This is a genomic window from Burkholderia sp. SJZ089 (genome assembly GCF_007828315.1).
Lineage (GTDB): Bacteria > Pseudomonadota > Gammaproteobacteria > Burkholderiales > Burkholderiaceae > Burkholderia > Burkholderia gladioli.
The window spans coordinates 92,225-115,268 of the sequence record NZ_VIUM01000005.1 but is presented as its reverse complement, the minus strand read 5'-3'; the positions used below and the strand labels follow the sequence as shown (position 1 = coordinate 115,268).

At 68.4% G+C, this 23,044-nt stretch carries 17 protein-coding genes; 8 read left to right on the top strand and 9 right to left on the bottom strand.

Going from position 1 to position 23,044, the window contains the following annotated elements; translation table 11 throughout:
- Window positions 1-19: 19 nt before the first annotated feature.
- The gene (locus FB600_RS10855; protein ID WP_098154023.1) at window positions 20-2,899 is read right to left on the bottom strand and encodes an ATP-binding protein; all 2,880 of its coding nucleotides are present in this window, start codon (window positions 2,897-2,899) and stop codon (window positions 20-22) included.
- A gap of 542 nt (window positions 2,900-3,441) precedes the next feature.
- Between FB600_RS10855 and FB600_RS10850 the strand changes: the two genes are divergently transcribed.
- Window positions 3,442-4,362, top strand: coding sequence for a helix-turn-helix domain-containing protein (locus tag FB600_RS10850; RefSeq protein WP_098154024.1), 921 nt, complete (start codon window positions 3,442-3,444; stop codon window positions 4,360-4,362).
- 13 nt (window positions 4,363-4,375) lie between these two features.
- Here the strand turns inward: FB600_RS10850 and FB600_RS10845 are convergent, their stop codons facing one another.
- Entirely contained in the window at window positions 4,376-5,338 is a 963-nt protein-coding gene (locus FB600_RS10845; protein ID WP_096748874.1) for an aromatic alcohol reductase, read from the bottom strand.
- A 181-nt stretch (window positions 5,339-5,519) separates the two neighbouring features.
- Here FB600_RS10845 and FB600_RS10840 point away from each other — a divergent pair, with 181 nt between their 5' ends.
- On the top strand, window positions 5,520-6,419 hold the full coding sequence (locus FB600_RS10840; protein ID WP_145756826.1) for a LysR family transcriptional regulator: 900 nt from the start codon (window positions 5,520-5,522) through the stop codon (window positions 6,417-6,419).
- A 50-nt stretch (window positions 6,420-6,469) separates the two neighbouring features.
- Here FB600_RS10840 and FB600_RS10835 read toward each other — a convergent pair whose 3' ends face one another.
- Entirely contained in the window at window positions 6,470-7,663 is a 1,194-nt protein-coding gene (locus tag FB600_RS10835) for a M20 aminoacylase family protein (RefSeq protein WP_145756827.1), read from the bottom strand.
- Window positions 7,664-7,795: 132 nt separating this feature from the next.
- Here FB600_RS10835 and FB600_RS10830 point away from each other — a divergent pair, with 132 nt between their 5' ends.
- The 3 genes from FB600_RS10830 (at window position 7,796) to FB600_RS10820 (ending at window position 10,552) form a co-directional block, all read left to right on the top strand.
- Window positions 7,796-8,710: a LysR family transcriptional regulator gene (locus tag FB600_RS10830; RefSeq protein ID WP_145756828.1), complete on the top strand. Its 915-nt coding sequence runs from the start codon at window positions 7,796-7,798 to the stop codon at window positions 8,708-8,710.
- Between the two features lie 101 nt (window positions 8,711-8,811).
- A complete protein-coding gene (locus FB600_RS10825; protein WP_096748877.1) occupies window positions 8,812-9,411 on the top strand; it encodes a TetR/AcrR family transcriptional regulator in 600 nt (199 codons plus the stop codon).
- 157 nt (window positions 9,412-9,568) lie between these two features.
- Window positions 9,569-10,552 carry a hypothetical protein gene (locus FB600_RS10820; RefSeq protein WP_145756829.1) on the top strand — a complete coding sequence of 328 codons (984 nt, stop codon included), beginning with the start codon at window positions 9,569-9,571 and terminating at the stop codon, window positions 10,550-10,552.
- 54 nt (window positions 10,553-10,606) lie between these two features.
- Here the strand turns inward: FB600_RS10820 and FB600_RS10815 are convergent, their stop codons facing one another.
- The 6 genes from FB600_RS10815 to FB600_RS10790 all read right to left on the bottom strand — a co-directional run bounded on the left by FB600_RS10815 (window position 10,607) and on the right by FB600_RS10790 (window position 18,799).
- Window positions 10,607-12,424 carry an RICIN domain-containing protein gene (locus FB600_RS10815; RefSeq protein ID WP_098154027.1) on the bottom strand — a complete coding sequence of 606 codons (1,818 nt, stop codon included), beginning with the start codon at window positions 12,422-12,424 and terminating at the stop codon, window positions 10,607-10,609.
- A gap of 65 nt (window positions 12,425-12,489) precedes the next feature.
- Window positions 12,490-14,484, bottom strand: a complete 1,995-nt coding sequence (locus FB600_RS10810) for a beta-galactosidase (RefSeq protein WP_244099472.1) — start codon at window positions 14,482-14,484, stop codon at window positions 12,490-12,492.
- Between the two features lie 137 nt (window positions 14,485-14,621).
- Entirely contained in the window at window positions 14,622-15,719 is a 1,098-nt protein-coding gene (locus tag FB600_RS10805) for a lactonase family protein (protein ID WP_261383367.1), read from the bottom strand.
- A 50-nt stretch (window positions 15,720-15,769) separates the two neighbouring features.
- Window positions 15,770-16,615 carry a carbohydrate ABC transporter permease gene (locus FB600_RS10800; RefSeq protein ID WP_025098402.1) on the bottom strand — a complete coding sequence of 282 codons (846 nt, stop codon included), beginning with the start codon at window positions 16,613-16,615 and terminating at the stop codon, window positions 15,770-15,772.
- Window positions 16,612-17,484, bottom strand: a complete 873-nt coding sequence (locus tag FB600_RS10795; protein ID WP_145756855.1) for a carbohydrate ABC transporter permease — start codon at window positions 17,482-17,484, stop codon at window positions 16,612-16,614. Before FB600_RS10795 ends, FB600_RS10800 begins: the two co-directional genes overlap by 4 nt.
- 79 nt (window positions 17,485-17,563) lie before the next feature.
- Entirely contained in the window at window positions 17,564-18,799 is a 1,236-nt protein-coding gene (locus FB600_RS10790) for an ABC transporter substrate-binding protein (RefSeq protein WP_096748882.1), read from the bottom strand.
- A 265-nt stretch (window positions 18,800-19,064) separates the two neighbouring features.
- Between FB600_RS10790 and FB600_RS10785 the strand changes: the two genes are divergently transcribed.
- From FB600_RS10785 to FB600_RS10775, 3 genes are all read left to right on the top strand, one after another.
- Complete coding sequence (locus tag FB600_RS10785) at window positions 19,065-19,820, top strand: SDR family oxidoreductase (protein WP_098154031.1); 756 nt, start codon at window positions 19,065-19,067, stop codon at window positions 19,818-19,820.
- Between the two features lie 35 nt (window positions 19,821-19,855).
- Window positions 19,856-20,932, top strand: a complete 1,077-nt coding sequence (locus tag FB600_RS10780; protein ID WP_145756831.1) for an ABC transporter ATP-binding protein — start codon at window positions 19,856-19,858, stop codon at window positions 20,930-20,932.
- A 200-nt stretch (window positions 20,933-21,132) separates the two neighbouring features.
- Complete coding sequence (locus FB600_RS10775; protein WP_145756832.1) at window positions 21,133-22,989, top strand: alpha-galactosidase; 1,857 nt, start codon at window positions 21,133-21,135, stop codon at window positions 22,987-22,989.
- The last annotated feature ends 55 nt before the right edge of the window (window positions 22,990-23,044 follow it).

The window sequence follows — 23,044 nt, the reverse complement described above, 5'->3', positions numbered from 1 at the left end:
GACACACGCCCGGTCGCGTTCAGGAAACGGTCGGCGCCGCGTTCAGCGGTTCGCGGTGGCACAGCGTGTCGAGCAGGGCCGCGAAGCGGCGCGCCTCCGGCACGTGCACCGACATGCCGGTGCGCGCGAGCAGCGCCCGGAACGGCAGCAGCAGCGCGCGCGCCTGGTCGGCGGCGCCGCCCAGGCGCAACGATTCGGCCAGGTCGAGCGCGGCGCGCAGCTCGAACAAGGGCGCGCCCTGCTCGCGCGCCAGCGCGAGCGCCTCGCGCAGATAGCGCCGGCCGGTCTCGATGCCGGTCGATACGCGGTAACGGCGTGCGTGCCCCAGCTCCATCACGCCGCGCACGCGCAGCAGTTCGGCCGCGAAAGCATGATCGCCATGCAGTTCGCCATGGCGGCTGGCCTGATCGAGCCAGCCGCGCGCCACGTCGAAGCGCGAGGCATTGGCCAGCGCCTCGGCGCAGACCGTCACCAGTGGCGCGATCATGCGCCTCAGGCCGCGCGCGGCCAGTTGCGCGAGTCCCGTCTCCAGTCGAGCCAGGCCCGATTGCGGGTGGCCGGTCTGGATCTCGAGCTGGCCGGCCAGGCATTCGCCGTAATCGCGCCAGCCGTCGAAACGATTCAGGGCCGCCTGCGAGCGCAGCAGCGCTAGATGGCGCGAGGCCGCTGCGGTCTCGCCGCAGGCCAGCGCGAGCGGCACCACCACCGCCGCCAGCAGATGACACAGCGAAGGCTCGGGCAGATCGGCCCGAACGTGGTGCAGCGCGCGTTCGGCCAGCCGCCAGGCCAGCGCGGTCTCGCCTTGCATCCAGGCGATCCGCGCCAGCGTGCCGGTGCCGAAGATGCGGGGATCGACCGCGAGGTCGGCCGACGTTCGCTCCAGCGGGCCCAGCGCGTCGAGCGCCGCCAGCGTGCGCTCGAGCCGCTCGCGCGCCTGCTGGTGCTCGCCGAAGCAATGCAGCGACGCGGCCAGCGTGGTGCTCGCGCACAAGGCCTGCCAGCGCGAGCCGCTGGCCTGCGCGCGCGACTCGAAGCGCGTGGCGAAGCGCAGCGCTGCATGGATCTCGCCGGTCGCCATCGCGGCATTCCACATCCCCCACAACGCACGCGTGGCGAAACCCTCGTCGGCGCAAGCCTCGGCACGCACCAGCACACGGCGCCACAGGGCGGCGGCCTGCCTGGACTCGCCGCCCGTCAGCAGGAGCGTGGCCGCGTAGGCCGAGCACACGCGCATCTCGCAGGCCGGATCGACACTGCCCTCGGGCAGCGCGTCGAGGCTGGCGAGGGCGCGGCCGGCGCGTTCGCGGCACTCGGCGACCAGCGAGGCATCGCAGAGCGTGCCCACCAGCGAGCCGGTCAGCAACACGCCCAGCGCCGGATCGCCTTCGGCGGAAAAGGCCCATTCCCAGACGCTGCGCGCTGCCTCGAGCGGCGCCGCCGGCCGGGCGGCGTGCAGGCACGGCGCCAGCGCATCGCGTTCGTCGATATGGCGTTGCAGGTAGCGCAGATGCCGACGCGCGACGCGTTGCACCTCGCCTTCGTCGCGCAGTTTTTCCATCGCGTAGGCGCGCGTCGATTCGGATAACCGATAGAACGCGATCGCGCCGTGGAAATCGACCGAGAGCAGCGACTTGGTGCTCAACTCCGCCAGCGAGTCGATCGCGCTGGCCACCGGCACGCCCGGCTCGGCCGCTACCGCGCACACCGCGTCGAAGCTGAAATGGCCCACGAAGAAGGCCAGGCTGCGGAACAAGGCGCGCGCGGCGGGATCGAGCAGCGCGTAGCTCCAGTCGAAGGTCGCGCGCAGCGTCTGGTGGCGCGGCAGCGCGAGCCGCAGACCGCCGCCGAGCAGGTCGAGACGATCGTCGAGACGCAGGGCCACGCCCGCCACGCCGAGTGTGGCGACGCGCGCGGCCGCCAGCTCGATGGCCAGCGGCAGCCCGTCCAGCCGGCGGCAGATCTCGGCCACCTGGCGCAGGCTGGGCTCGTCGCCCGCGCAGTCGGGCGCGATGCGCCGCGCGCGCTCCAGGAACAGCGACACCGCGCCATAGGTGCTCAAGGCCTGGTGGCTCGCCTCGGGCGGCGGCACCGCGAGTGGCTCGACGCGATGCACGGCTTCGGCGCGGATCGCCAGCGGTTCGCGGCTGGTCACCAGGATTCGCAACGTGGCCGAGACCGCCAGCAGCATCTCGACCAGCCGCGCCACCACGTCGACCACCTGCTCGGCATTGTCGAGCACCAGCAGGCCGCCATCGGCGGGCAGGCCCGCGAGCAGTTGCAGGGGATCGTGCATCACCGGCTCGGGCGCGAGCCGCAGCGCCACCGCGAGCGTGGCGAGCACGGCGTCGCGCGAATCGGCCGAGGCGAGTTCGACGAACACCACCTGCCGCGCCTCGCGCTCGCGCAGGTGTCGCGCGATGCCGAGCGCCAGTGCGGTCTTGCCGATGCCGCCCGCTCCCACCAGGGTGACCGCGGCCGATTCGCCCAGCCGCGCCAGCACCTCGGTCAGGTCCCGGTCGCGCCCGATCAGGGGAACGGCCGCCTGCGAGGCGTCGCCGGGCGCGATGGCCCTGCCCGCCTGCCGCGCGTCGTCCCGGCCATCGACGGCCGACGCGTCCATCGCCAGCAGGTAGCCGCGGCCGGTAATGGTGCGGATTCGTTCGCGATCCGCGCCGAGCAGCTTGCGCAAGGCGGCCACGTGCACCTGCAGGCGATTTTCCTCGACGATCTGCCTGGGCCAGACCGCATCGAGGATCGCGTCCTTCGAGACGATCGCCCCGTTGGCGCGCCACAGCACCTCGAGCACGTCGAAGGCACGTGCGCTCACGCGCAGCGAGGCGCCGTGCCGCCGGAGCTCACGCCGTTCGAAATCGACCTGCAGCGCGCCGATGCATATCATGACCGCCTCCGGGTGGCGCCTGGCAAGGCGCGGGATGAAGCCGCGAGGCAGGCGGCGCGCCGCCCACGCTCACGGGGGAAAGCGCGGATGGTAAGCGAATCGTAACGATCGGGTCTTGAAGAAAAATGCGCCGTCGCACGGGCGGCAATTCGCTGCCACCGCGTTTTTTGAACAAAAGAGTTCAATTTTTCATCCGGCAAATCCGGGCGCTGGAAAAATTCGAATGAAGATTCGAATTCACACCACTCGCCAGTGTCATTCCGCATTCATATCTGAATCGACAAGACGCGCGATTCCATGCGTGTTCCGCCAATCACGGCGCGATTCGCGCATTGCGTGACATTTTCATTTCGGCCGGCGGCCAATGCGTTTTTGCCATGCTTGAAGCGTGATTTGCCCGATGGTATAAACCCGGTCCATGGCCATTGCGATTCGCCGTGGCTCGCCGAGCCCGCTCGAATGGCGCTTTCAATATCTTGTCGATTCGCGTCACACACCCCGGGCGGCGCGCATGGCGTGTTTTTCGTGCGAGGAATCACCCGATGTCACTTGCCCCCGATGCGATATCCGCCGACGGCGCCGCCTCCGCGCCACGTGATACGCTCGGCTGCCTGTCGAGCAAGCTGCGCAAGAACCGGCAATGGCTCGGCGAGGCCATCGAGATCCATCACAAATGCATGGACGAAACGCAACTCCACCGAGTCGCGATGCCGGCTTGCGAGCGTGGTTTCCTGTTGGGCATTTCGTTGAAACCGGGCCATCGGCGCAGGATTTTTCGCGGTGCTCGAGTGGAGGATCGGCACTTCGAACAGCACTCGATTTATCTACGCGATTTTTCGGACGATTATCTGGCCGATCTTCATGGCCAATTCGATTTTCTGCTGGTCGAGGTATCGCCGCGCTACCTCGCCTGCCTGGCCGAGGAGCACGAGGCACCGGCCATCGACGGCCTGAGCTGCGCCGCCGGGCAGCAGGACCCGGTGCTCAGCCATCTCGGCGCCGCCTTCGCGGCCAGCCTGGACACGCCGAACGGCCCCGACGCGCTGTTCGCCGAGCAGTTGAGCCTGGCGATCGGCATGCATCTGGCGCGCCAGTACGGCAGCCTGCGCAAGCGCGGCGAACCCGCCAAGGGGCGGCTCAGCGCCCGCCAGGAAACGCTGGCCAAGGAACTGCTCCTGCTGCGCACGCACGCGGGCTCGTCGATCGCCGATATCGCGCGCGAATGCAATCTGTCGCGCAGCTATTTCATCCGCGCGTTCGCCCGCACCACCGGCCGCACGCCGCATCAATGGCTGCTCGAACAGCGCACCGCGCAGGCGCGCGGCATGATCGAGGGCACCCGCATGACGCTGGCCGAGATCGCGCTGGCGTGCGGCTTCGCCGACCAGAGCCACCTGAGCCGCGTGTTCGCAAAGACGCTCGGCATGACGCCCGGCGCATGGCGGCGCGGCGCCGACAACTGAGCCCGCTGCGCTGTCAGCCGGCCATCCCGGCGGGGCTCGGCAGCCGCGCTTTCATCCAGGCCTGCAGCCCCGTCACCGCGATGCCCTGCTCCGCGTTGAAGGTTTGCCGCTTGTCCCAGGCCACGCCGCGCCCCTGCGCGAATACCACGCGATACTTGCGCAGCGCGTCGCCGGGCGCCTCGGCCAGTTGCCGCTGCAGCTCGGGCACGCTCCAGGTCTCGCGCCTGACGCGCCGGCCGCTCCAGCGTTCAAGCGCATCGGCCAGCTCGCGATAGGTGACGGTGTCGCCCGCCACGTGGACCACCTGGTCGGCGATGCGCGGCTCGGCGAACAGCACCTCGGCCGTCAGCGCGCCGATGTCGTCGGCCGTGGTGAGGGTCACTGCGGTGTCCTCGCTGCCCAGCGCATGCACGGTGTGCGTCGCCAGGTCGACCACGCCGAACGCGGGCTCGAACAGGAAGCTCGTGAACATCCCCGTCGAGACGATCACCCATTCGGTGGCTCGTTGCGCGCGCAACATCTCGCGCACGTCCAGTTGTTCGTCGAACAGGTCCTGGGCGCTGCCGCGGCCGATCACGTCGTAGTCGACGCCGAACTGCCAGGGGAAATAGCGCTGCACGCCGGCATCGAGCGCGGCGCCGGCCAGCTTGCGCTGCACGCCCGGCCCGCCGACGAAGCCGGTGCAGGAGACCACCGTGTGGTAAGGCCGGAACAGCACCGCGAGCTGCTCGCGCGACTGGCTGGCCAGGTCGCCGGTCACGATCGCGATGCCGAGCGCGCGCAGTTCGGCCAGGTCGTGCTGTTTGGCGGGATCGGTCGAGGCCAGGGTGGCCGCCCGCAGCAGCACGCTCAGGCGCGTACCACCGCCGCTCGCCGCTGCCCGCCGCGCCAGCGCGCGCAGCATGGCCATGCCGAGTTCGCCCGCGCCCAGGACCAGGATCGTTTCGTCATGCTGGATATTGCCGGTATTCGCCATCTTCGTTCTCCATTCGCAAAGCCCGTGTCGGGACAGGAGCGAAGCTTAGCGGCGGGCGGGCCGGCCATTGTTCGGCCGGCTTGAACACAGAACGCGTGGGCGAGCAACCGCGGGGCGGCGCGATTCGCGTGGCGGCCATCTTCGGCTAGAGTGGCGGAACCTCCCCGTCTGCCCGGCTCCCATGGACAAACTTCACGCGATGACGACCTTCGTGCGCGTCGTCGAGGCGCGCAGCTTCAGCAAGGCCGCCGAAACGCTGTCGCTGCCGCGCTCCTCGGTCACCACCACGGTCAAGCAGCTCGAGGCCTACCTCGGCACGCCGCTGCTCAGGCGCAGCACCCGCAGCCTGAGCCTGACCGAGGCCGGCGAACGTTACCTGGCCTCGTGCCGTGCGATCCTCGGCGAGATCGCCAGCGCCGAGCGCGCCCTGCTGAGCGAGGCGCACGCGCCGCGCGGGCGCGTGCGCGTCGACCTGCCCGGCGTGATCGGCCGTGCCTGCGTGCTGCCGCGGCTGGCGGCGTTCGAGGCGCGCTACCCCGGGATCGAACTGGTGCTGGGCCTGAGCGACCGGCCGGCCGACCTGATCCACGAGGGCATCGATTGCGTGATCCGTACCGGCGAACTGGCCGATTCCTCGCTGGTGGCGCGCCGGCTCGGCGAGCTGGCGTGGATCACCTGCGCCTCGCCGCGTTACCTGGAGCGCGAAGGCGAGCCGGCTTCGATCGATGCGCTGGGCGAGCACCGCATCGTCAACTACCTGTCGAACGCGACCGGGCGGCCGCTCGACTGGCGTTTCCGGGTGGACGGCGAGGCGCGCGCGATAACGCTGTCGAGCCGCTATGCCGTCAACGAAACCGAAGCGTATCTGCAATGCGCGCTGGAGGGATTGGGCCTGATCCAGATCTCGGCCTTCGCGGCCGCTGCCTACCTGCGCAGCGGGCGGCTCAGGGAAGTGCTGGCCGAGCTGCGCTGCGCGAGCGTGCCGGTCTCGATCGTCTATCCGCAGGCGCGCGTGAACGCGGCGGTGCGCACCTTCATCGACTGGGTGTCGTCAGCCGTGACGGCCGACCTGGCGGCCTAGCCGCCGGCGCGTTCCTCCTGGCCGCCACCGGGCCTGCCGAGACGCGCGGCTCAGGCGCGCGTGGGGTCGAGATAGCGCTCGACCAGCCGCGACCAGTACGCGGCGCCCACCACCAGGTTGTCGTCGTTGAAATCGTAGGTCGGGCTGTGCAGCACACGGCCGCCCGTCGCGGGGCCGTTGCCGATGCGCAGGAAGCAGCCGGGCCGGGCCTGCAACAGGTAGGCGAAATCCTCGCTGCCCATCAGCGGCTCCATGTTGGCCTCGACATTCCCCTCGCCCACCACCTCCCTCGCCACCTCGATCGCGAAGGCGGTCTCTGCCGCGTGGTTGTGGACCACCGGGTAGCCCTCGACATAGTCGATCTTCGCCTCCACATCGAAGCTGGCCGCCTGCATCGAAACCAGGGTCTCGATGCGTCGGCGCAGCAGCGCGCGCGTGTCGGCATCGAAGGAGCGCACGCTCAGGCTCATCTGCACGCGATGCGGGATCACGTTCGGCGCGTGGCCGCCATTGAGCATGCCCACCGTGACCACCGCCGCGCGCGAGGGATCGACGTTGCGCGCCACCACCGTCTGCAAGGCGGTGACGATGGCGGCGGCGGCCACCACCGGATCGTGCGTCTGGTGCGGGCGCGCGGCGTGGCCGCCCTCGCCCTCGATGGTGATGAAGACGCGATCGCCGGCCGCCATGAAGTCGCCGGCGCGGAACATCAGCCGGCCTTGCGGCTGGCCCGGGTGATTGTGCATGCCGAACACCGCATCGCAAGGGAAGCGCTCGAACAGCCCCGCCTCGACCATGCGCTTCGCGCCGCTGTCGTAGCCGCGTTCCTCGGCCGGCTGGAAGATCAGGTTCAGCGTGCCGTCGAAGCGGCGCGTTCGCGCCAGATGCCGGGCCGCGCCCATCAGCATCGCGGTATGGCCGTCGTGGCCGCAGGCGTGCATGCGCCCCGGCACGCAGCTCGCGTGCGCGAAGCCGTTTTCCTCGGTGATCGGCAAGGCATCGAGGTCGGCGCGCAGGCCGATCGAGCGCGTGCCCCCGCCTGCGCGCAATACCCCCACCACGCCGGTGCCGGCGATTCCGGTATGCACCTCGTAGCCGTAGTCACGCAGGCGCGCGGCCACCTCGCGCGCCGTTTCCTGCTCGGCGAAGGCCAGCTCGGGCTGGCGGTGCAGCGCGTGGCGCAGGTAGCGCATGTCCTCGTCGAGCGGTTCGAGTTCGGTCAGGCTGGAGAACAGTCGGTTCATGAGCGGCCTCTTGCGGGCGGAAAATGATGGCCTTGTCGGCGGTACGCGCCGCGATTATGCGCGCGGCCTCGCCTTGAAGGCGGTGCCGTCACATGCGAATATGTTGCTTTTCCTGCAACAGACGGAACCGCCTTGCTCGACGACGATCCGCTCATCAGCGAACGCACCCTCGCCTATCTCGAGGCCGTCGCCACCCACGGCAGCATGCGCGGCGCGGCCGACTCGCTCGACGTCAACGTCTCCACGGTCAGCCGCCAGATCGCGCTGCTGCAGCGCCAACTGCGCCTGCCGCTGGTATCGCGCAAGGGCCGCTCGGTGGCGCTGACCGAGGTCGGCCTGGCGATGGTCGACTACCATCGCGAGCGCGAACGCAATGCGCGGCGCTTCCGGCAACAGTTGCAGGACTATCGCGCGCTGCGGCGCGGGCGCTTGACGATCGGCATCGCCGAGGGCTTCGTGGCCGAATTCGTCGGCGGCGTGCTCAAGCCCTTCAGCCAGCGCTTCCCCGACATCACGCTGGAATTGCGCAGCGCGCCACTCTCGGAGTTGATCCGCCTGGTGCGCGAGGACCAGGTCGACATCTGCCTCGCGGTCGGCCTGCAGCGCGATCCGGCCTTGCAGATGCGGCGCATCCAGAGCGATCCGCTGTGCGCGATCGTGCCGCGCGGGCATCGCCTGGCGCGGCGCAACACGATCTCGATCGGCGATCTGGCGGACCAGGACCTGGTGTTCCTGGAGCCGCAGTTCGCGGTGCAACAGCATCTCGACGCGATGCTCGATGCCGAGCGGCTGGTGCTGACGCCCAGGTTCCGCTGCGATCGTTTCTCCACCACCCTGCTGCTGGCCGCCGAGGGGCTCGGCATCGCCTTCATGACGCGGCGCGCCGCCAGCCGCGAAATCGCGCGCGGCGAAGTGCGCGCGATTGCCCTCAACCACCCGATCGCGCGTGGCTTCGACCGCTACGTGATCACACGAGCGGGCCGGCGGCTGCCGCCCGCCGGCAATCATCTGTGGAAGGAGATCGTGCGCGTGCTGTCGGCGGCCTGAGCGGCACGCGGCGATCGTCATCGTTTCGCTATATGATGGAACGATCGATCCATCTAGCGGATGCGCCAAGCGGCGCCTTCCCCATCACGAAAAAGAAGCTCATGAGCGGCAAGCCCCAATACGACGAGGCGGTGGTCATCGACGCGGCGATCCAGGTGTTCTGGCGCCATGGTTACGCGGCGGCCTCGATCAGCGACCTGACCGAGGCGACGGGCCTGTCGCGCTCGAGTCTCTACCAGCGCTTTCGCGACAAGGACGGCCTGTTCCAGGTCGCGCTGGCCACCTACACCGAGCGCGTGCTGCGCCGCATGAATTCGGCCGAGGGAAGCACGGCGCGCGAGAAGCTGCAGACGCTGCTGCGCGGCATGCTGCCGGTGGCATCCCCGCAGCGCCCGCCGGGCTGCCTGCTGACGCGCAGCTGCGCCGAGCGCGTGGACCTGCCGCCGGCCGGGCAGGAAGCCGCGCTCGACGGCGCGCGGCGGCAGCGCGAGGTGCTGGTGGCTTTGCTGAACGAGGCGGTGGCCGGCGGCGAACTGCCGGCCGATGCCGACGTGGAGGCGCTGGCCTGGCACTTCCTCGGCGTGTTCCAGGCGGTACTGGGCTTGCCCCAGGCGGGGGCCGGGCGCGAGGTGCTGGAGCGGATGATCGAGGTGGCGATGGGGGTCTGGCCGGTGGCGGCCCGGCATGGCGGCCACGCCTGAGATGCCCCGCAATGATCGAATTATCAAAGGCTCGATAATAAATTAATGAATTGATGTCGATTTTTACGAAGAATTACATTCACGATATCCCGTGATAGATTGCGCTCGCCAATCCCATTGGCGAAGTCTTCGCAATTATCAATTCGGAGAATTTATTGTGAATATTTCCAGGCTCACACTGGCAACCCTGGGTTTTCTCTCGCTTTCCCAGGCGCAGGCAATTGTCATCAGCGACGACGTATTTACCGCGAACGGCGGCAACCTGAAGGATATTCCGGGCACCATCGCCACGGCGCTGGAACCCCAGCGCGTACAGAGCTATGCGCCGCAGTTCCTTTCCGCCGGGCACCTGGACACGCCCGGGGGCGCCTGCACGGCCACCTGGCTCGGCGATTCCGCGGACGGCAAGTCGGTATTCCTGCTCACGGCCGCGCATTGCACCGAGGGGACCCAGCAAACGGGCAAGGGCAATTTCAAGTTCACCGACTGGAAAGAGCGAACCATCGCTTCGGGTCAAGGCTCATATACCACCGGGCCATATCGTTTTTCCAATACGCCGGGTTTCGGCGGCGCTTCCACCGACATTGCATTGATTCAATTGCCCAAGATCGCGGATATTCTCGATCAAAACGGCAGCAAGGTGGCACGCCCGGTTCTTTACGACCTGTCGGATAACGAAGGCGAATTGAACAAGGAAGTCTGGTTTGCCGGTTATGGCTCCTGGGGAACCGGCACCGGCGGCTCGAACGGCGGTTATTTCCCGAAGTCGGGCCCGCGCCGCGCCGCCGGGGCGGCGACGATTTCGTCGATCTTCGAAAACGATCACGGGATCGGCGCAGCGTTCAAGACATCGGTCGGCCGGGATCCGTCCAAGGGCATCGACGCCTGGACCCGGACCGCGTCGGGCGACAGCGGATCGGCGTGGTGGCAATTGCATAGCGGTATCTGGACCATCATCGCCGACACCAACGGCGGCAGCGATAGCCTGTCCACCGGCGCGCGGACCTCGCAGTATGTCGACTTCATCAAGTCGGTTTACCCGCAAGCGCTGTTTCTCTCGCAAGTCCTGAGCGAACGCCGTTCGACCGCCGCGTCGAGCCTGGTCTCGCCGTTCTCTCGGCCGTCCGCGGCCGGCAGGTAACGGCGGCAGCGATCGGGCCTGCGCCGGGAAGCATGGCGCAGGCCAATCGCAAGCCTAGCGCGCAACCAGCCGCAAGGCCTGCCCCGCCTGCGGCCAGACCGGGATCGATGCGCCGGCGGCGGCATCCCAGCTGCGGATCGGCACCGTGGTCACGCCGGCCAGGTCCGATGTCAGCGCCGTGCCCGACACGTTCAGCGCCAGGCCGCTGTAGCGATTGACGATGCGATAGCCGCCCGAGCCGCCGCTGCCGATCTTCTGGAAGTACCACTGCTGCTGCACGCCGCCCGCCGAGGACGACCAGACCGGTGCCGCGCCCCAGGCTCTTCCCGCATTGCCGCTCCCCACCCCGAGATAGCGGCCGCCCAGTTGCAGTGTGAAGAAACCGTCGCCGAGCGCGCCCAAGGTCCAGGCGCCCGAGGCTGCGGCGGGCAGATTGGTGCCGCCGTTGCCGGGATGCACGATGTAGGCCTGCACCGGGGCCGACTTGACGGCGAGGTGCATGCCGCCCGCATCGGCGTAAGCGAGCGACGCCGCATCGCGGCTCGCATCAGGCGTGATCGTCACGTCGGCATATTCCGCGCCGTAGGTCTGGCATTTTCCGTACACGCAATACGTGCGGAAGCGATTGCCCAGCGTGTCGGAGGCGGTCTTCGAGACGCTGTCGGTGAACCAGCGATACCAGGAGGCGGTCTGGTACGGCACGCTGCCGGCGAAGCGCCACTGCTGCGTCGCCAGGTCGTCGGAGACGTAGAACTTCAGGGTCGATGCGGGGCCGTTGTAGTCGAAATCGCGCGTGCCGGGCTTCGTGATCGCGCGATCCTCGGCCACGGCGACGTACTTCTGCAGATACAGGTTCCATGCCACGTTCATGACGCGCATCGTGCCGTTCGTGTAGCCGGCGGACAGCAGGTCGCCCGCCCCTTGCGCCGGCGGCACGAAGCGCTCGCTGCCGGTCCCGTCGGCGGCCGGCCCACCTTGCGCGCCGAGATCGCTGGTCGGTCCCGCGATGTTGGATTCGAGCGAACTGGACACCGGCGCCGTCGTGCAGGGCGTGGCGGCGGCCGTGGCGGCATCGCAGGTCCAGTTCGTGCCGGGCACCTGCTGCCACTTTCCGGCGTAGAACTTCTGCCACGACGCGGGCTTCATCTTGTCCTTGATCGGCGCGCGCGCCGCGTGTGCCCACATGTAGTTGTCGAAGCCGCCCGGATTGCCGTTCTGCCCCTGGATGCGACTCGTGTAGAAGATGTAGAAATAGCCGCCCACGTTGTCCACGTAGAGGCGCGGGTCGCCGTCGCCGTAGTAGTAATACGGCGTCTTTGGGTCGCCGCGCCCGTAGGGTGAGGTCAGGATCGGATCCTGGAGCGTCCAGTTCGCGCCCTGGTCGGTGGAAATCGCGTACGAGATGGCGTCGACGCGGGGATCGTTGCCGAACAGTTCGTTATGGACCACGCCGTACCAATTGCCCGAATCGGGATCCACCCACACGCCGACCAGGTCGCAATAGTCGGCCTGCGTATACCCGGTGCGCGATGTCACGGGCTGCCCGAACAGCGCGATCGCGACCGGGTTCCGGTCGTTGCAGAGCACGCGCGTGTCGTACTGCGAATGGGCCCTGGCCTCGCTCAGATTGTCGACATCGGCGCCGCTGTAGAACTTCCAGTAATGGTTGTCGGGATTGTCGTCGTATTGCGAGAGCGCGTTCTGCGCATAGAAGCTGCCGTCGCGATCGATGAACAGCGAGTTCGGACTATCCGACACCGGACTCGCGGCCACCGACGGGCCTACGCTGAAACTCGCCGTCTGGGCGCTCGCGGCCATGCACAACAGGCTGGTGCCGGCGATCGTCGCGAGCCGGCCTTGCATCGATTTCATGATTGATTTCCCTCCCGGGTGGAAACGGATCGAACCAGCGCCGGCCGCAGCCGGCAGCCGGGTGCTCAGGCCAGCGTGGCGGCAAACGCGATCGGCTGGCTGTCGGTCTGGTGCAGGTCGAACACCAGCACCTCGTTGCTGCCCTGGCGCAGCCAGGGCGCCGGGCAATAGAGCCGGTGCTGCGGCCCGATCGCCCAGTAGCGCCCCAGATGGCGGCCGTTGACCCAGACATGGCCCTTGGTCCAGCGGCTCATGTCGAGATAGGTATCGGCGCTCGCGTCGAGCTGGAACGTCGTCCTGAAGAACAGGCCGCCGCGGCGCGGGTCGCTGACGACGGGCCGCAAGCCGGCCAGGAACCCGGCGTCGAGCGGCAGCAGGCGAACCTCCCAGCCCAGCAGTTCCTGGCTGCCGCCGCCGGATTGCAGCGAGACCGACTCGAGGATGCCCTTGCGATCGACCATCGCATGGCCGTAGTTCACCCGGCCCATGCCCTCGACCAGCAGGTCGAGGACCGGCGCCGGCGAGTTCGCCGGGCCGGCCGGCAGGCTCAGCGGCTGGTGATGCGTGAGATTGAAGCTGCGCGCGTAGTCGGCCGGCAGCGCCGCGCGGGAGATGCCGCCGGCATACTGCCCGCCGATGAAGACCGTCGCGTAGTCGTGCACCTCGCTGACCGTCAGCACGCCGCCGGCGTAGGCCGGCAAGGTCTTGCGGTAGAGCGCCAGGCCGAATGCCTGGCCGTACATCTCGAAGGGCTGGGGCCGCTCGGTGGAGGCCGCCGGCAAGGCGGCCGGCAGGTTGTCCCACAAGGAGGCGAACGGCGCAGGCGTGATCGTGTCGGTGCGCGCCAGGGTCGGCACCGGATCGGGCACGGCGGGCAGCGGCGCGCGAAGATAGCCGCCGATCAGCTTGCGGTAGCGCGTGTAGTGCTCGGTGGCCACGCCCTGCTCGCTGATCGGCGCGGCGTAGTCGTAGCTGGTGATGTCCGGCTGATACTCGCCGCTGCCCGTATCGGTGTTCGCCCCGGAGAAGAAACCGAAGCTGGTGCCGCCGTGGATCACGTACAGGTTGAAGGACAGCTTCCGGCTCATCAGGGCGTCCAGTGTGGCCGAGATGTCGGTGGCGGTGCCCTGCAGCACCGGATCGCCCCAGTGCGTGAGCCAGCCGGGGTACACCTCGCCCGCCATCGCCGGCACGTCGGGATAACGCGCGCGGGCCGCGGCGATGCCGTCGGCGGTGCCGTCGCTGAGCGCGATCGCGCCGCCCTTCACGTTGGACTGGTTCTGCTCGAGTTGCGTCAGGCCATCCTCGGTATAGAACGGCCCGTTGATCCCGCCTTGCACCCAGAGCTGGCGAACCTCCTCCATGTAGGCCGGATCGCTCGCGTAGGAGCCGAACTCGTTCTCGATCTGGATCATCAGGATCGGGCCGCCGCTGGACACCAGCAGCGGCGCGATCATCGGCACGAGGCGCGCGATGTAGCGCGAGACGGCCGCCATGTAGCGCGCGTCGGTGGCCGAATCGACCCGCAGCTGGATATCGGCATGGCGCAGCAGGTAGGACGGCAGGCCGCCGAGGTCCCACTCGCCGCAGACATAGGGCCCCGGGCGCAGCAGCACCCACATGTCCTCGTCCTGGCAGAGCCGGATGAAGGCGACGATATCGCGGTTGTCGGTCTGGAAGTCGAATACTCCGGGTTCCGACTCGTGGTAATTCCACATGATGTAGAGCGCGATGGTGTTCATCCCCATCGCCTTGGCCATGCGGATGCGATGACGCCAGTATTCGACCGGGATGCGCGCGGGATGCATCTCGCCGCTGCGGATCTGGAATGCCTGCTTGTCCAGCAGGAATTGCGCGCCGTCGCTGCTGAACGAGAAGGTGTGCCGTGCGCGCACGCTCGGCCGCGGCTCGATCGCGGCGGCCGATGACGACGCGCTTCCCGTCGATCCGGCCGATAGCGGCGTCGCGCCGCCGTCGTTTCCATCATCGCCGCCACCGCATGCGGCCAGCACCGGCATCAAGCTCGTCAATGCCAGGAAGTTCCTTCGACTCGTAGCCATACCTGCCCTCGTGATATCGGCGGCGATGTGGTTGCCGCCAGTCTTGTTATTCAAGGCCGTGACGCGATCGGCCCGGGATCCAGCCCATCCGATTCGTTATTTTTTATTAGCAAAACTAAGTGAAAAGGCGAAAAAATCTACCCGGACGACACGAACGCGAAACCCGCCGGCCTGCCGATCGTGACCTTGCCGGGTTCGGGATCGAGCCGCCCCGATTCCTGGTCGCGGCGAAAGACGCGCAACGCGTCGCTTCCCTGGTTGCCGACGATCAGCCAGCCGCCGCCCGGATCGATCGCGAACTCCCGGGGCGTCCTGCCGAGGCAGGATTGGCGCCCTGCCTCCTTCAGCATTCCGCTGGCACGATCGACCGCGTAGACGAGGATCTGGTCGGCATCGCCGCGGTTGCTGGCATACAGGAAGCGCCGGTCCGGCGAGAAGTGCAGCGCCGAGCCGGCCACGCCGCCGCCGAAGCCGGGCTCCGTCATCGGCACATGCTGGGCCAGGCTCAGCAGGCCGTCGTGATGGCGATAGACATCGATGCTCGCGTCCAGCTCGTTCATCACGTACGCAAAACGCCCCTCCGGGCCGAAGCGCAGATGCCGCGGCCCGGAACCGGGCCGGACCTGCAGCCAGACGGGATCGACCAGCTGCGCGGGCTTGTCCGGCGCCTCGCCCTGGAAGCGCCAGCGCAGGATCCGGTCGGCGCCGAGATCGAGCGCGAACAGATGACGGCCGTCCGGCGCGAACACCACCGAATGCGCGTGCGCGCTGTCCTGGCGCCCGCTTACGGGGCCGCTGCCCTTGAGGCGCACGCTCGCCGCGCCGGCACCGAACCGGCCGTCGGCGGCGATCGGCAGGACCGTCACGCTGCCGCCCGGATCGGCGGCGACCGAGTAATTGGCGAGCGCCAGGTGGCGACCGTCCGGCGACAGGCTCAGGTGGCACGGATCCTGGCCGTGCGAGGACACGCGATCGAGCAGCGTGAGCGTGCCGCTCGTTGCGTCGAACGCGTAGGCGCTGACCATCCCCGTCACGGTGGCGATGCCGGGCGAGGCGCCGCCGCCCGGCAGTTCGTTGACCGCATAGACATGGCGGCCGTCGCGGCTCGCAACCAGGTAGGACGAATTCGCCGCGGGGATCGCGAAGACGCGCTCGAGCGCGCCCGATGCCGTATCGAACCGGTAGACGTGGATCCCGTCGTCGCCACCCTCGGCATAGCTGCCGACCAGCAGCATCGGCCTGGCGCCGGGCTTCGGGGCGCGCCGGCGGCTTTCCGCCGGGCCCGTCATTTCACGGCCCCCATCGCCAGGCCCTTGACCATGAAGCGCTGCAGCCAGGCGAACACGATCGACACCGGCAGCGTGGCGCACAACGTCGCCGCCATCACCAGTTGCCACTCGACCACGTACTTGCCGGCCACCATGTCGGTCACCTGCACGGTCAGCGTCTTGTTCTCAGGCGAGCGGATCAGCGTGTAGACCACGGCGAACTCGTTCCAGGCATTGATGAAGGTGAAGATCGCGGCCACCACCATCGCCGGCACGGTCAGGGGAAGGAACACCTTGAGCACCGCCGCGCCGCGCCCGCAACCCTCCAACCAGGCCGATTCCTCGAGATCGCGCGGCACCGTCTCGAAGTACGAGGACAGCATCCAGACCGCGAAGGCGATGTTGAACGCCGCGTACGAGACGATCACGCCGATCTTCGAATCGACCAGGTTGCCGTCGCCGTAGGGAATCATCGCGGCGAGCCGGAACAGCCCGACCACCAGCAGGATCGGCGAGAGCATCTGGGTGAGCAGCAGGAACTGCCGATAGGCGCCGCGTCCGCGAAACGGCAGGCGCGCCAGCGCGTAGGCGGCGGGCAGGCTGACCGCGAGCGCCAGCGCGGTGGACAGGAAGCTGATCACCAGGCTGTTGCGCAGCGCCACGCCGAAGTTGGCGGCCTGCCACATGTCGACGAAGTTCTGCCAGCGCCAGTGGTTCGGCAGCCAGCGCGCCGGGTAGACGAACACCTCGTCGGCCGGCTTGAGCGCGGTAAACAGCATCACCGCGAACGGGAACAGGATCACGATCACCAGCGGCGACAGGACCAGCCAGCACCACAGCGTGCGCTTGCCCTTGGCGTTCATGCGGCCTCCTCGTGCTTCGGCTGGATGCACAGGTAGATCATCGAGAACAGCAACAGGATCGCCAGCATGATCAGCGACACCGCCGCCGCCTGCCCCGGGTGGCCGAGGCGGAAGCCCAACTCGTAGAGGTAGGTGACCAGGATATGGGTGCTCTCGTCGGGGCCGCCCTGCGTCATCACCCAGATGATCGGGAAGGAATTGAACACGTAGATCACGTTCAGCAGGATCGCCATGTTGATGAACGGCCGCAGCAGCGGCAGCGTCAGGCGCCGGAAACGCTGCCAGGCGCCGGCGCCGTCGATCTGCGCGGCCTCGTAGATGTCGGCCGGGATGGAGGACAGCCCGCCGAGCAGGATCGTCACCGTAAACGGGATCGAGACCAGGATGCCGACCAGGATTTCCGCGGTGAAGGCCAGCCCGGGCGTGGCGAGCCAGTGCAGCGGCGCGCCGATCAGGTGCAGGCGCTGCAGCGTGACGTTGACCATGCCGTAGTCGTCGTTGAAGGCCCAGCGCCAAACCACCGCGGTCATGGTCAGCGAGACCGACCACGGCAGCATCACGATGGTGCGCGCCAGGCCGCGCCCGTGGAAATCCTGGTTCAGCACCAGCGCCACCGGCACCGAGATCAGCACGGTCCCGCCGACCACGCAGGCGGTCCAGTACACGGTGCGCCACAGCGAGCCGATGAAGACCGGATCGGCGAACACGGCGCGGAAATTGTCGAGCCCGCTGAAGCCGCGAACCGTGCCGAAGCGCGAGACCTCATGCAGCGACTGGTAGATGATGTTGAAGACCGGATAGGAGATGATCAGCAGCGCCAGCAACAGACTCGGCACGATCAGCAGCCAGGGCAGCGTGGAGCGCGGCATGGCCCTGCCGCCTCGGCGCCTCACCGGCGCGCGGCGCGTGAGCACCGCCTCGCCCGAAGCCAGCCCCGCGGCGCGCGCATCAGTGTCCGAGCGCATGGTTCGCCTCGCTGGCCGCGGCGTTCAGCGCGGCGGCCGGTTGCGCGCGTCCCAGGTAGATCGCCTGCACCGCGTTCGTGACCGCCCGGGCGGTGTCTTCCCAGCCGGAAATGGTGGGCGCGAAATGCGCGCTCGGCAGCAGCGCGACGAAGGCCCGGGTATCCGCATCGCCCAGCGCGGGGTCGGCCGCCTCGGCCTTGGTGGTGGGCAGGAAACCCTCGGTGCGCGTGAACTCCACGCGCGGGCCCTTGGTGAACAGGTAGTCGAGGAACTTCCACGCGCTCTTCTTCACCTTCGAATTGCGGAACATCACGATCGAGTCCGTCACTGCATAGGTCGCGTGCACGGTGCCGACGGGGATCCCGGTGATGCCGTATTTCAGGTTCGGCACCTCCTTGTTCAGTTGCCTGGCGAGAAAAGGCGCCGAGATCACCATCGCGACGCGCCCCTGCTTGAACAGATTCTGCACGTCCTCGCGGTTGTAGCCGGTCACGCCCGGCTCGGTCAGGCCGGCATCGATCATCGAGCGGTAGAGCTGGGCGGCCTTGATGCCGGCGGGGCCGTTGAAGGCCGCCTTGCCGTCCTTGCCGACTACCTCGCCGCCGTACGACCAGAGCGCGTAATAGAAATACACGTCGGTCTCGATCTCCTTGCCCTGCAGGCCGAAGCCCGAGATGCCCTGGGCCTTCAGCTTCCTCGCGGCGGCCACCACGTCGTCCCAGCTGGCCGGTCCGTTCGGATAACCGACTTTCGCGAGCAGGGTCTTGTTGTAGTACAGCGCGCGCGCCGATCCCGCGATCGGCAGCCCGTACAGCTTGCCACCCACTTCGCCGGGCGCGAGCAGCGAGCCGATGAAGCGGTCGCGGAACGCCGCGTTCATGTAGCCGTCGAGCGGCTCGGTCAGCTCGTCGCGCACGAAGTCCGGCAGCCAGCGCGTGCCGACGATCGCCAGGTCGGCATTGGCGCCGCCGGAAATATCGGTCTGCAGCTTCTGCTGCAGGGTGTCCCAGTTGACGTCCTCGATCTTGATGGTGGTGCCCGGGTTGGCCTGCTCGAAGCCGCGCGCCATCTTCTCGAAGTACGGCGCGGTGGCGTCGCTGTAGTGCGCGACCGTGACTCGCACGGTGTCGGCCCGCACCGCCTGGCTCGCCAGGCAGACGGCCAGCGCGCCGGCGGCGAACCCGCAGAGTCTCGTGATGGTCGACCGGGAAAATCGCATGGGGCACCCCTCGTCATGATGTGATGGACGGCTCTCGATGTCCGTCCTTGTAAAAATCCTACAGAGCAAAAATAAAAATGTCACGAGCCCGTTGAGATTTTTTTCCCAGCGTTTTCCGCTTATATTCTGCTCATCCAGGCAAACCTGGGGCAATCCATAAGCAACGGCGCCGATGCTCGTGTATATAATTTTCACGAACTGCGAAGCATCGGGACGAGATCGGGGCGCAGCGCCCATGCATTCCAAACCTCGGAGAAACAATCCCATGAATCATGTCGTTCTGGTCACCGGCGCCTGCGGCGGAATCGGTCGCGTGCTGTGTCGCCGCTTCGTCGAGCAAGGCGATACCGTGCTCGCGCTCGATCGCGATGGCGCCGCGCTGGCCGCCCTCCCCGGCGTGCGCCCGGTGGTCGCCGATCTCACCGACGGCGAAGCCGTGCGTGCCGCCGTCGACGCGGCGGTGCGCGAGGCGGGCCCGGTCGGGATCCTGGTCGCCAACGCGGGAGCGGCCGTCGCCGGCTCGCTCGCCAGCACGCGCGATGCCGACTGGCGCCGCGATATCGATCTCAACCTGAACGGCACCTACTACTCGGTGGAAGCCGTGCGCGCCTCGATGATCGAGCGCCGGCGCGGCAACATCGTGGTGATCGGCTCCGTGAACGGCGCCACCAGCCTCGGGCACCCCGCCTACAGCGCGGCGAAGGCCGGGCTCGTCAGCTATACCCGGGCGCTCGCGACCGAGTTCGGCCAGTTCGGCATCCGCGCCAATATCGTCTGCCCGGGCACCGTCAAGACGCAGGCCTGGGAGGCGCGCATCGCCAAGGATCCGGCCGTGCTCGAGAAGCTGCGCAAGTGGTATCCGCTGGGCGACTTCCCGAACCCGGACGATATCGCCGATGCCGTGCTGTTCCTCGCCTCGGAGCAGGCGAGGATGATCACCGGCGTGATGCTGCCGGTCGACGGCGGCCTGCTCGCCGGCAACCGGCTGATGGCGGCCGAACTCACGCTTGAATCGTTCTGACACCCCACCCGGGCCAGGGCTCGAAAGGAAAAGACATGGCGGAAGTCCAGTTGCAAGGCCTCTCCAAGCGCTACGGCGCGGCGCAGGTGGTGCACGGCATCGACCTGCATATCGACGATGGCGAATTCGTGGTCCTGGTCGGGCCGTCCGGCTGCGGCAAGAGCACCCTGATGCGGATGATCGCCGGCCTCGAGGACATCAGCGACGGCGAGCTGCGGATCGGCGGCACGCGTGCCAACGAGTTGTCGCCCCAGCGGCGCAACGTGTCGATGGTGTTCCAGAGCTACGCGCTGTATCCCCACCTGAGCGTGCACGAGAACATCGCGTTCGGCCCGAGGATCCGCAAGGAGGCCCGGCAGGACTACGAACCGAGGATCCGAGCGGCGGCCAGGATGCTGAACCTGTCCGACTATCTCGATCGCCTGCCGCGCGCGCTGTCGGGCGGGCAACGGCAGCGCGTGGCGATGGGGCGCGCGATCGTGCGCGAACCCGCGCTGTTCCTGTTCGACGAGCCGCTGTCGAATCTCGACGCCAAGCTGCGCGTGCAGATGCGCACCGAGATCAAGGCGCTGCACCAGCGGCTGCGCAACACGGTGGTCTATGTCACGCACGACCAGGTCGAGGCGATGACCATGGCCGACCGCATCGTGGTGATGAATGCCGGACGCATCGAGCAGATCGGCGCGCCGCTGGCACTCTACGATCGCCCCGCCAACCGCTTCGTCGCCGGCTTCCTCGGTTCGCCGGCGATGAATTTCGTGGACGGCACGGTCGAGGCTTCGCGGGATCTCCCCACGCTGCGGCTCGCCGACGGCACGCGCGTGCCGCTGCCCGCCGATCTGCCGGGCGCGCTCGCGGGCAGGCGCGTCACGCTCGGCGTGCGCCCGGAGGAGATCGCCTGGTCGAACGGCGAGCGCGCGCTGCGCCTGTCGGTCGACGTGGTGGAGCCGACCGGGGCGGAAACCCATGTGTACGGCAAGCTGGCCGATGCGACCTGGTGCCTGACCACCCGCGACCGGACGATCGACAGGCCCGGCATCGAGCTGGGCCTCGAATTGCCGCCCGAGCACATGCACCTGTTCGACGCGGACAGCGGGCAGCGCCTCAATTGACAGGTTCGGGCCGCCGATTCCCAGGCGGCGGCCCGACCCGGAGCACGGATCCCGCTTCGGCATCGATTGATTAGGAATCCACATCCATCCCGGGGGAAGCCGCAATTCGGCAACAGCTTGCCCCTTCGTTCCGCTGTGCAACCGGAGCGCGTCACGGCCAAATCTGGCGCCGGCCTCGCTCCGTTCCCGAGGAGAATCGCATGCGTACCCGCTTACCGCGCCTCGCATCGAGCGCGCTGCTCGCCCTGCCGCTCTGCCTGAACCTGCCGGCCCATGCCGATACCGTGGCTGCCAATACCAGCACGCCGCTGGCGGCGACCCCGCCGATGGGCTTCAACAACTGGGCCCGCTTCCAGTGCACGGCCCAGGCGCCCACCGACGGCAGCGCGCGCGCCAATTATTCGTTCCAGCATTTCATGCTCGACCAGGCCGAGGCGATGCGCGCGACGGGGCTGGTCGCGTCGGGCTATACCCTGCTGTGGGTCGACGATTGCTGGATGTCGCGCATCGGCAGCGGGCAGATCCAGGGCGCCGCGCGCTGGGGCGGCTCCCAGCAGCCCGGCTTCGATCCCGACCTGGGGGCCTACGTGAGCGCGGTCCATGCCAAGGGCATGCTCGCCGCCCTGTACAACACCTCCGGCGCGAAGACCTGCCAGGGCGTGGCGGCCGGCGAACAGGGCCATCAGCTGCAGGACGCGCAGACCTACGTGGCCTGGGGCGTGGATGCCCTGAAGCTCGACAATTGCGGCGCGATCGACAATGCCACGCCGCAGCAGCTCTTCAAGCAGATGGCCGATGCGCTGGGCCAGGCCAGCGCCGGTTCGGCGCGCAAGATCCTGTTCAACGAATCCGCGCCGGCCGGCTACGGGCCCACCGGGTCCGCCAAGTACGCCACGCTGGACTGGGTGCGGCCGCTCGGCCAGATGTGGCGCACCGGCCCGGACATCCGGACCACCTCGATGACCGCGGGCGGCCAGGCGGCCAGCGATCCATGGGACTACTACAACGCCAATGCCTACCAGGAAGGCGTCTATCAGAGCTACAACGAGACGATCGCGCTGTCGCGCTACGTGTCGCCGGGCAACTGGAACGATCCCGACCAGCTCCTGATCGGCGACAACGGGCTCACGCCGGCCGAGGAGCGCAGCCAGATGGCGCTCTGGTCGGCGATGGCCGCGCCGCTCATCCTCAGCACCGACGTTCGCAAGTTCGCGGCCAATCCGGCCGATCCCCGCTGGCAGCAGTCGCTCGCCACGCTGAACAACGCCGAGGTCGTCGCGGTCGACCAGGACCGGCTCGGCATCGGCGGCTACCGCGTCTCGCGCGACGATCCCTCGAGCAGCGCCGGCATCGAGGTGGTGGCGAAACCGCTCGCCGACCATGCGCTGGCCGTGGTGGTGCTGAACAAGGGCGCCGCGTCGGCCAGCCCGACGCTGTCGTTCGCGAACCTGGGCTACCGCAACGGCGCGGACGGCACGCCCTGCACGCTGGCGGTGCGCGATCTGTGGGCGCATTCGGGCTCGCAGCTCGCCGCGCAGGTGCCCCTGACGATCGGCGCCCATGACAACGCGATGCTGAAACTGAGCGGCACATGCGGCGGCTGGGCGCCGACCGGCGAGATCGAGACGGTCGGCGACTGGGGCGCGACGCCGTTGTGCATCGCCGCCGGCAGCGCGGCGCCCGGCGCGGCGCTTGCCCTCGCCAACTGCGACGCGGGACCGAAGCAGCGCTGGAGCCGCAAGGCCGATCGCACCGTGGAGCTGGCGGGCACCGGTCTGTGCCTGAGTTCGACGGCGCCCGGCGCCACGCTCGGCGGCGCCGCCGGCCAGTGGGCCACGCTCGCCAGCTGCAATGCGCAGGACACGAAGCAGCAATTCAGCTACCGGCGCAATGGCCAGCTCGCGGCGGCCGCCGACGGGACCTGCCTCGACATCTATCGCGGCGTGGTGGACGGCACGCTCGGCAAACCCGGCACGCCGCTCGACCTGTATGCCTGCACGGCCAACCAGGTCAACCAGATCTGGGCCGCGCCGCATGCCGATGTCCTGAACGACTAGCCCGGCAGCCCAGCCATGGTTTCGACCCGCTACCGGCCCGGCGGCCTGCCCGCCG

Excerpts from the sequence above, each read along its gene's own strand:
- FB600_RS10850 (WP_098154024.1), top strand. The coding sequence starts at position 3,442 with ATGTCACTTGCCCCCGATGCGATATCCGCCGACGGCGCCGCCTCCGCG.
- FB600_RS10795 (WP_145756855.1), bottom strand. The coding sequence starts at position 17,484 with ATGCCGCGCTCCACGCTGCCCTGGCTGCTGATCGTGCCGAGTCTGTTG.
- FB600_RS10845 (WP_096748874.1), bottom strand. The coding sequence starts at position 5,338 with ATGGCGAATACCGGCAATATCCAGCATGACGAAACGATCCTGGTCCTG.
- FB600_RS10855 (WP_098154023.1), bottom strand. The coding sequence starts at position 2,899 with ATGATATGCATCGGCGCGCTGCAGGTCGATTTCGAACGGCGTGAGCTC.
- FB600_RS10775 (WP_145756832.1), top strand. The coding sequence starts at position 21,133 with ATGCGTACCCGCTTACCGCGCCTCGCATCGAGCGCGCTGCTCGCCCTG.
- FB600_RS10815 (WP_098154027.1), bottom strand. The coding sequence starts at position 12,424 with ATGAAATCGATGCAAGGCCGGCTCGCGACGATCGCCGGCACCAGCCTG.
- FB600_RS10785 (WP_098154031.1), top strand. The coding sequence starts at position 19,065 with ATGAATCATGTCGTTCTGGTCACCGGCGCCTGCGGCGGAATCGGTCGC.
- FB600_RS10790 (WP_096748882.1), bottom strand. The coding sequence starts at position 18,799 with ATGCGATTTTCCCGGTCGACCATCACGAGACTCTGCGGGTTCGCCGCC.
- FB600_RS10800 (WP_025098402.1), bottom strand. The coding sequence starts at position 16,615 with ATGAACGCCAAGGGCAAGCGCACGCTGTGGTGCTGGCTGGTCCTGTCG.
- FB600_RS10780 (WP_145756831.1), top strand. The coding sequence starts at position 19,856 with ATGGCGGAAGTCCAGTTGCAAGGCCTCTCCAAGCGCTACGGCGCGGCG.
- FB600_RS10835 (WP_145756827.1), bottom strand. The coding sequence starts at position 7,663 with ATGAACCGACTGTTCTCCAGCCTGACCGAACTCGAACCGCTCGACGAG.
- FB600_RS10825 (WP_096748877.1), top strand. The coding sequence starts at position 8,812 with ATGAGCGGCAAGCCCCAATACGACGAGGCGGTGGTCATCGACGCGGCG.
- FB600_RS10840 (WP_145756826.1), top strand. The coding sequence starts at position 5,520 with ATGGACAAACTTCACGCGATGACGACCTTCGTGCGCGTCGTCGAGGCG.
- FB600_RS10805 (WP_261383367.1), bottom strand. The coding sequence starts at position 15,719 with ATGCTGCTGGTCGGCAGCTATGCCGAGGGTGGCGACGACGGGATCCAC.
- FB600_RS10810 (WP_244099472.1), bottom strand. The coding sequence starts at position 14,484 with ATGGCTACGAGTCGAAGGAACTTCCTGGCATTGACGAGCTTGATGCCG.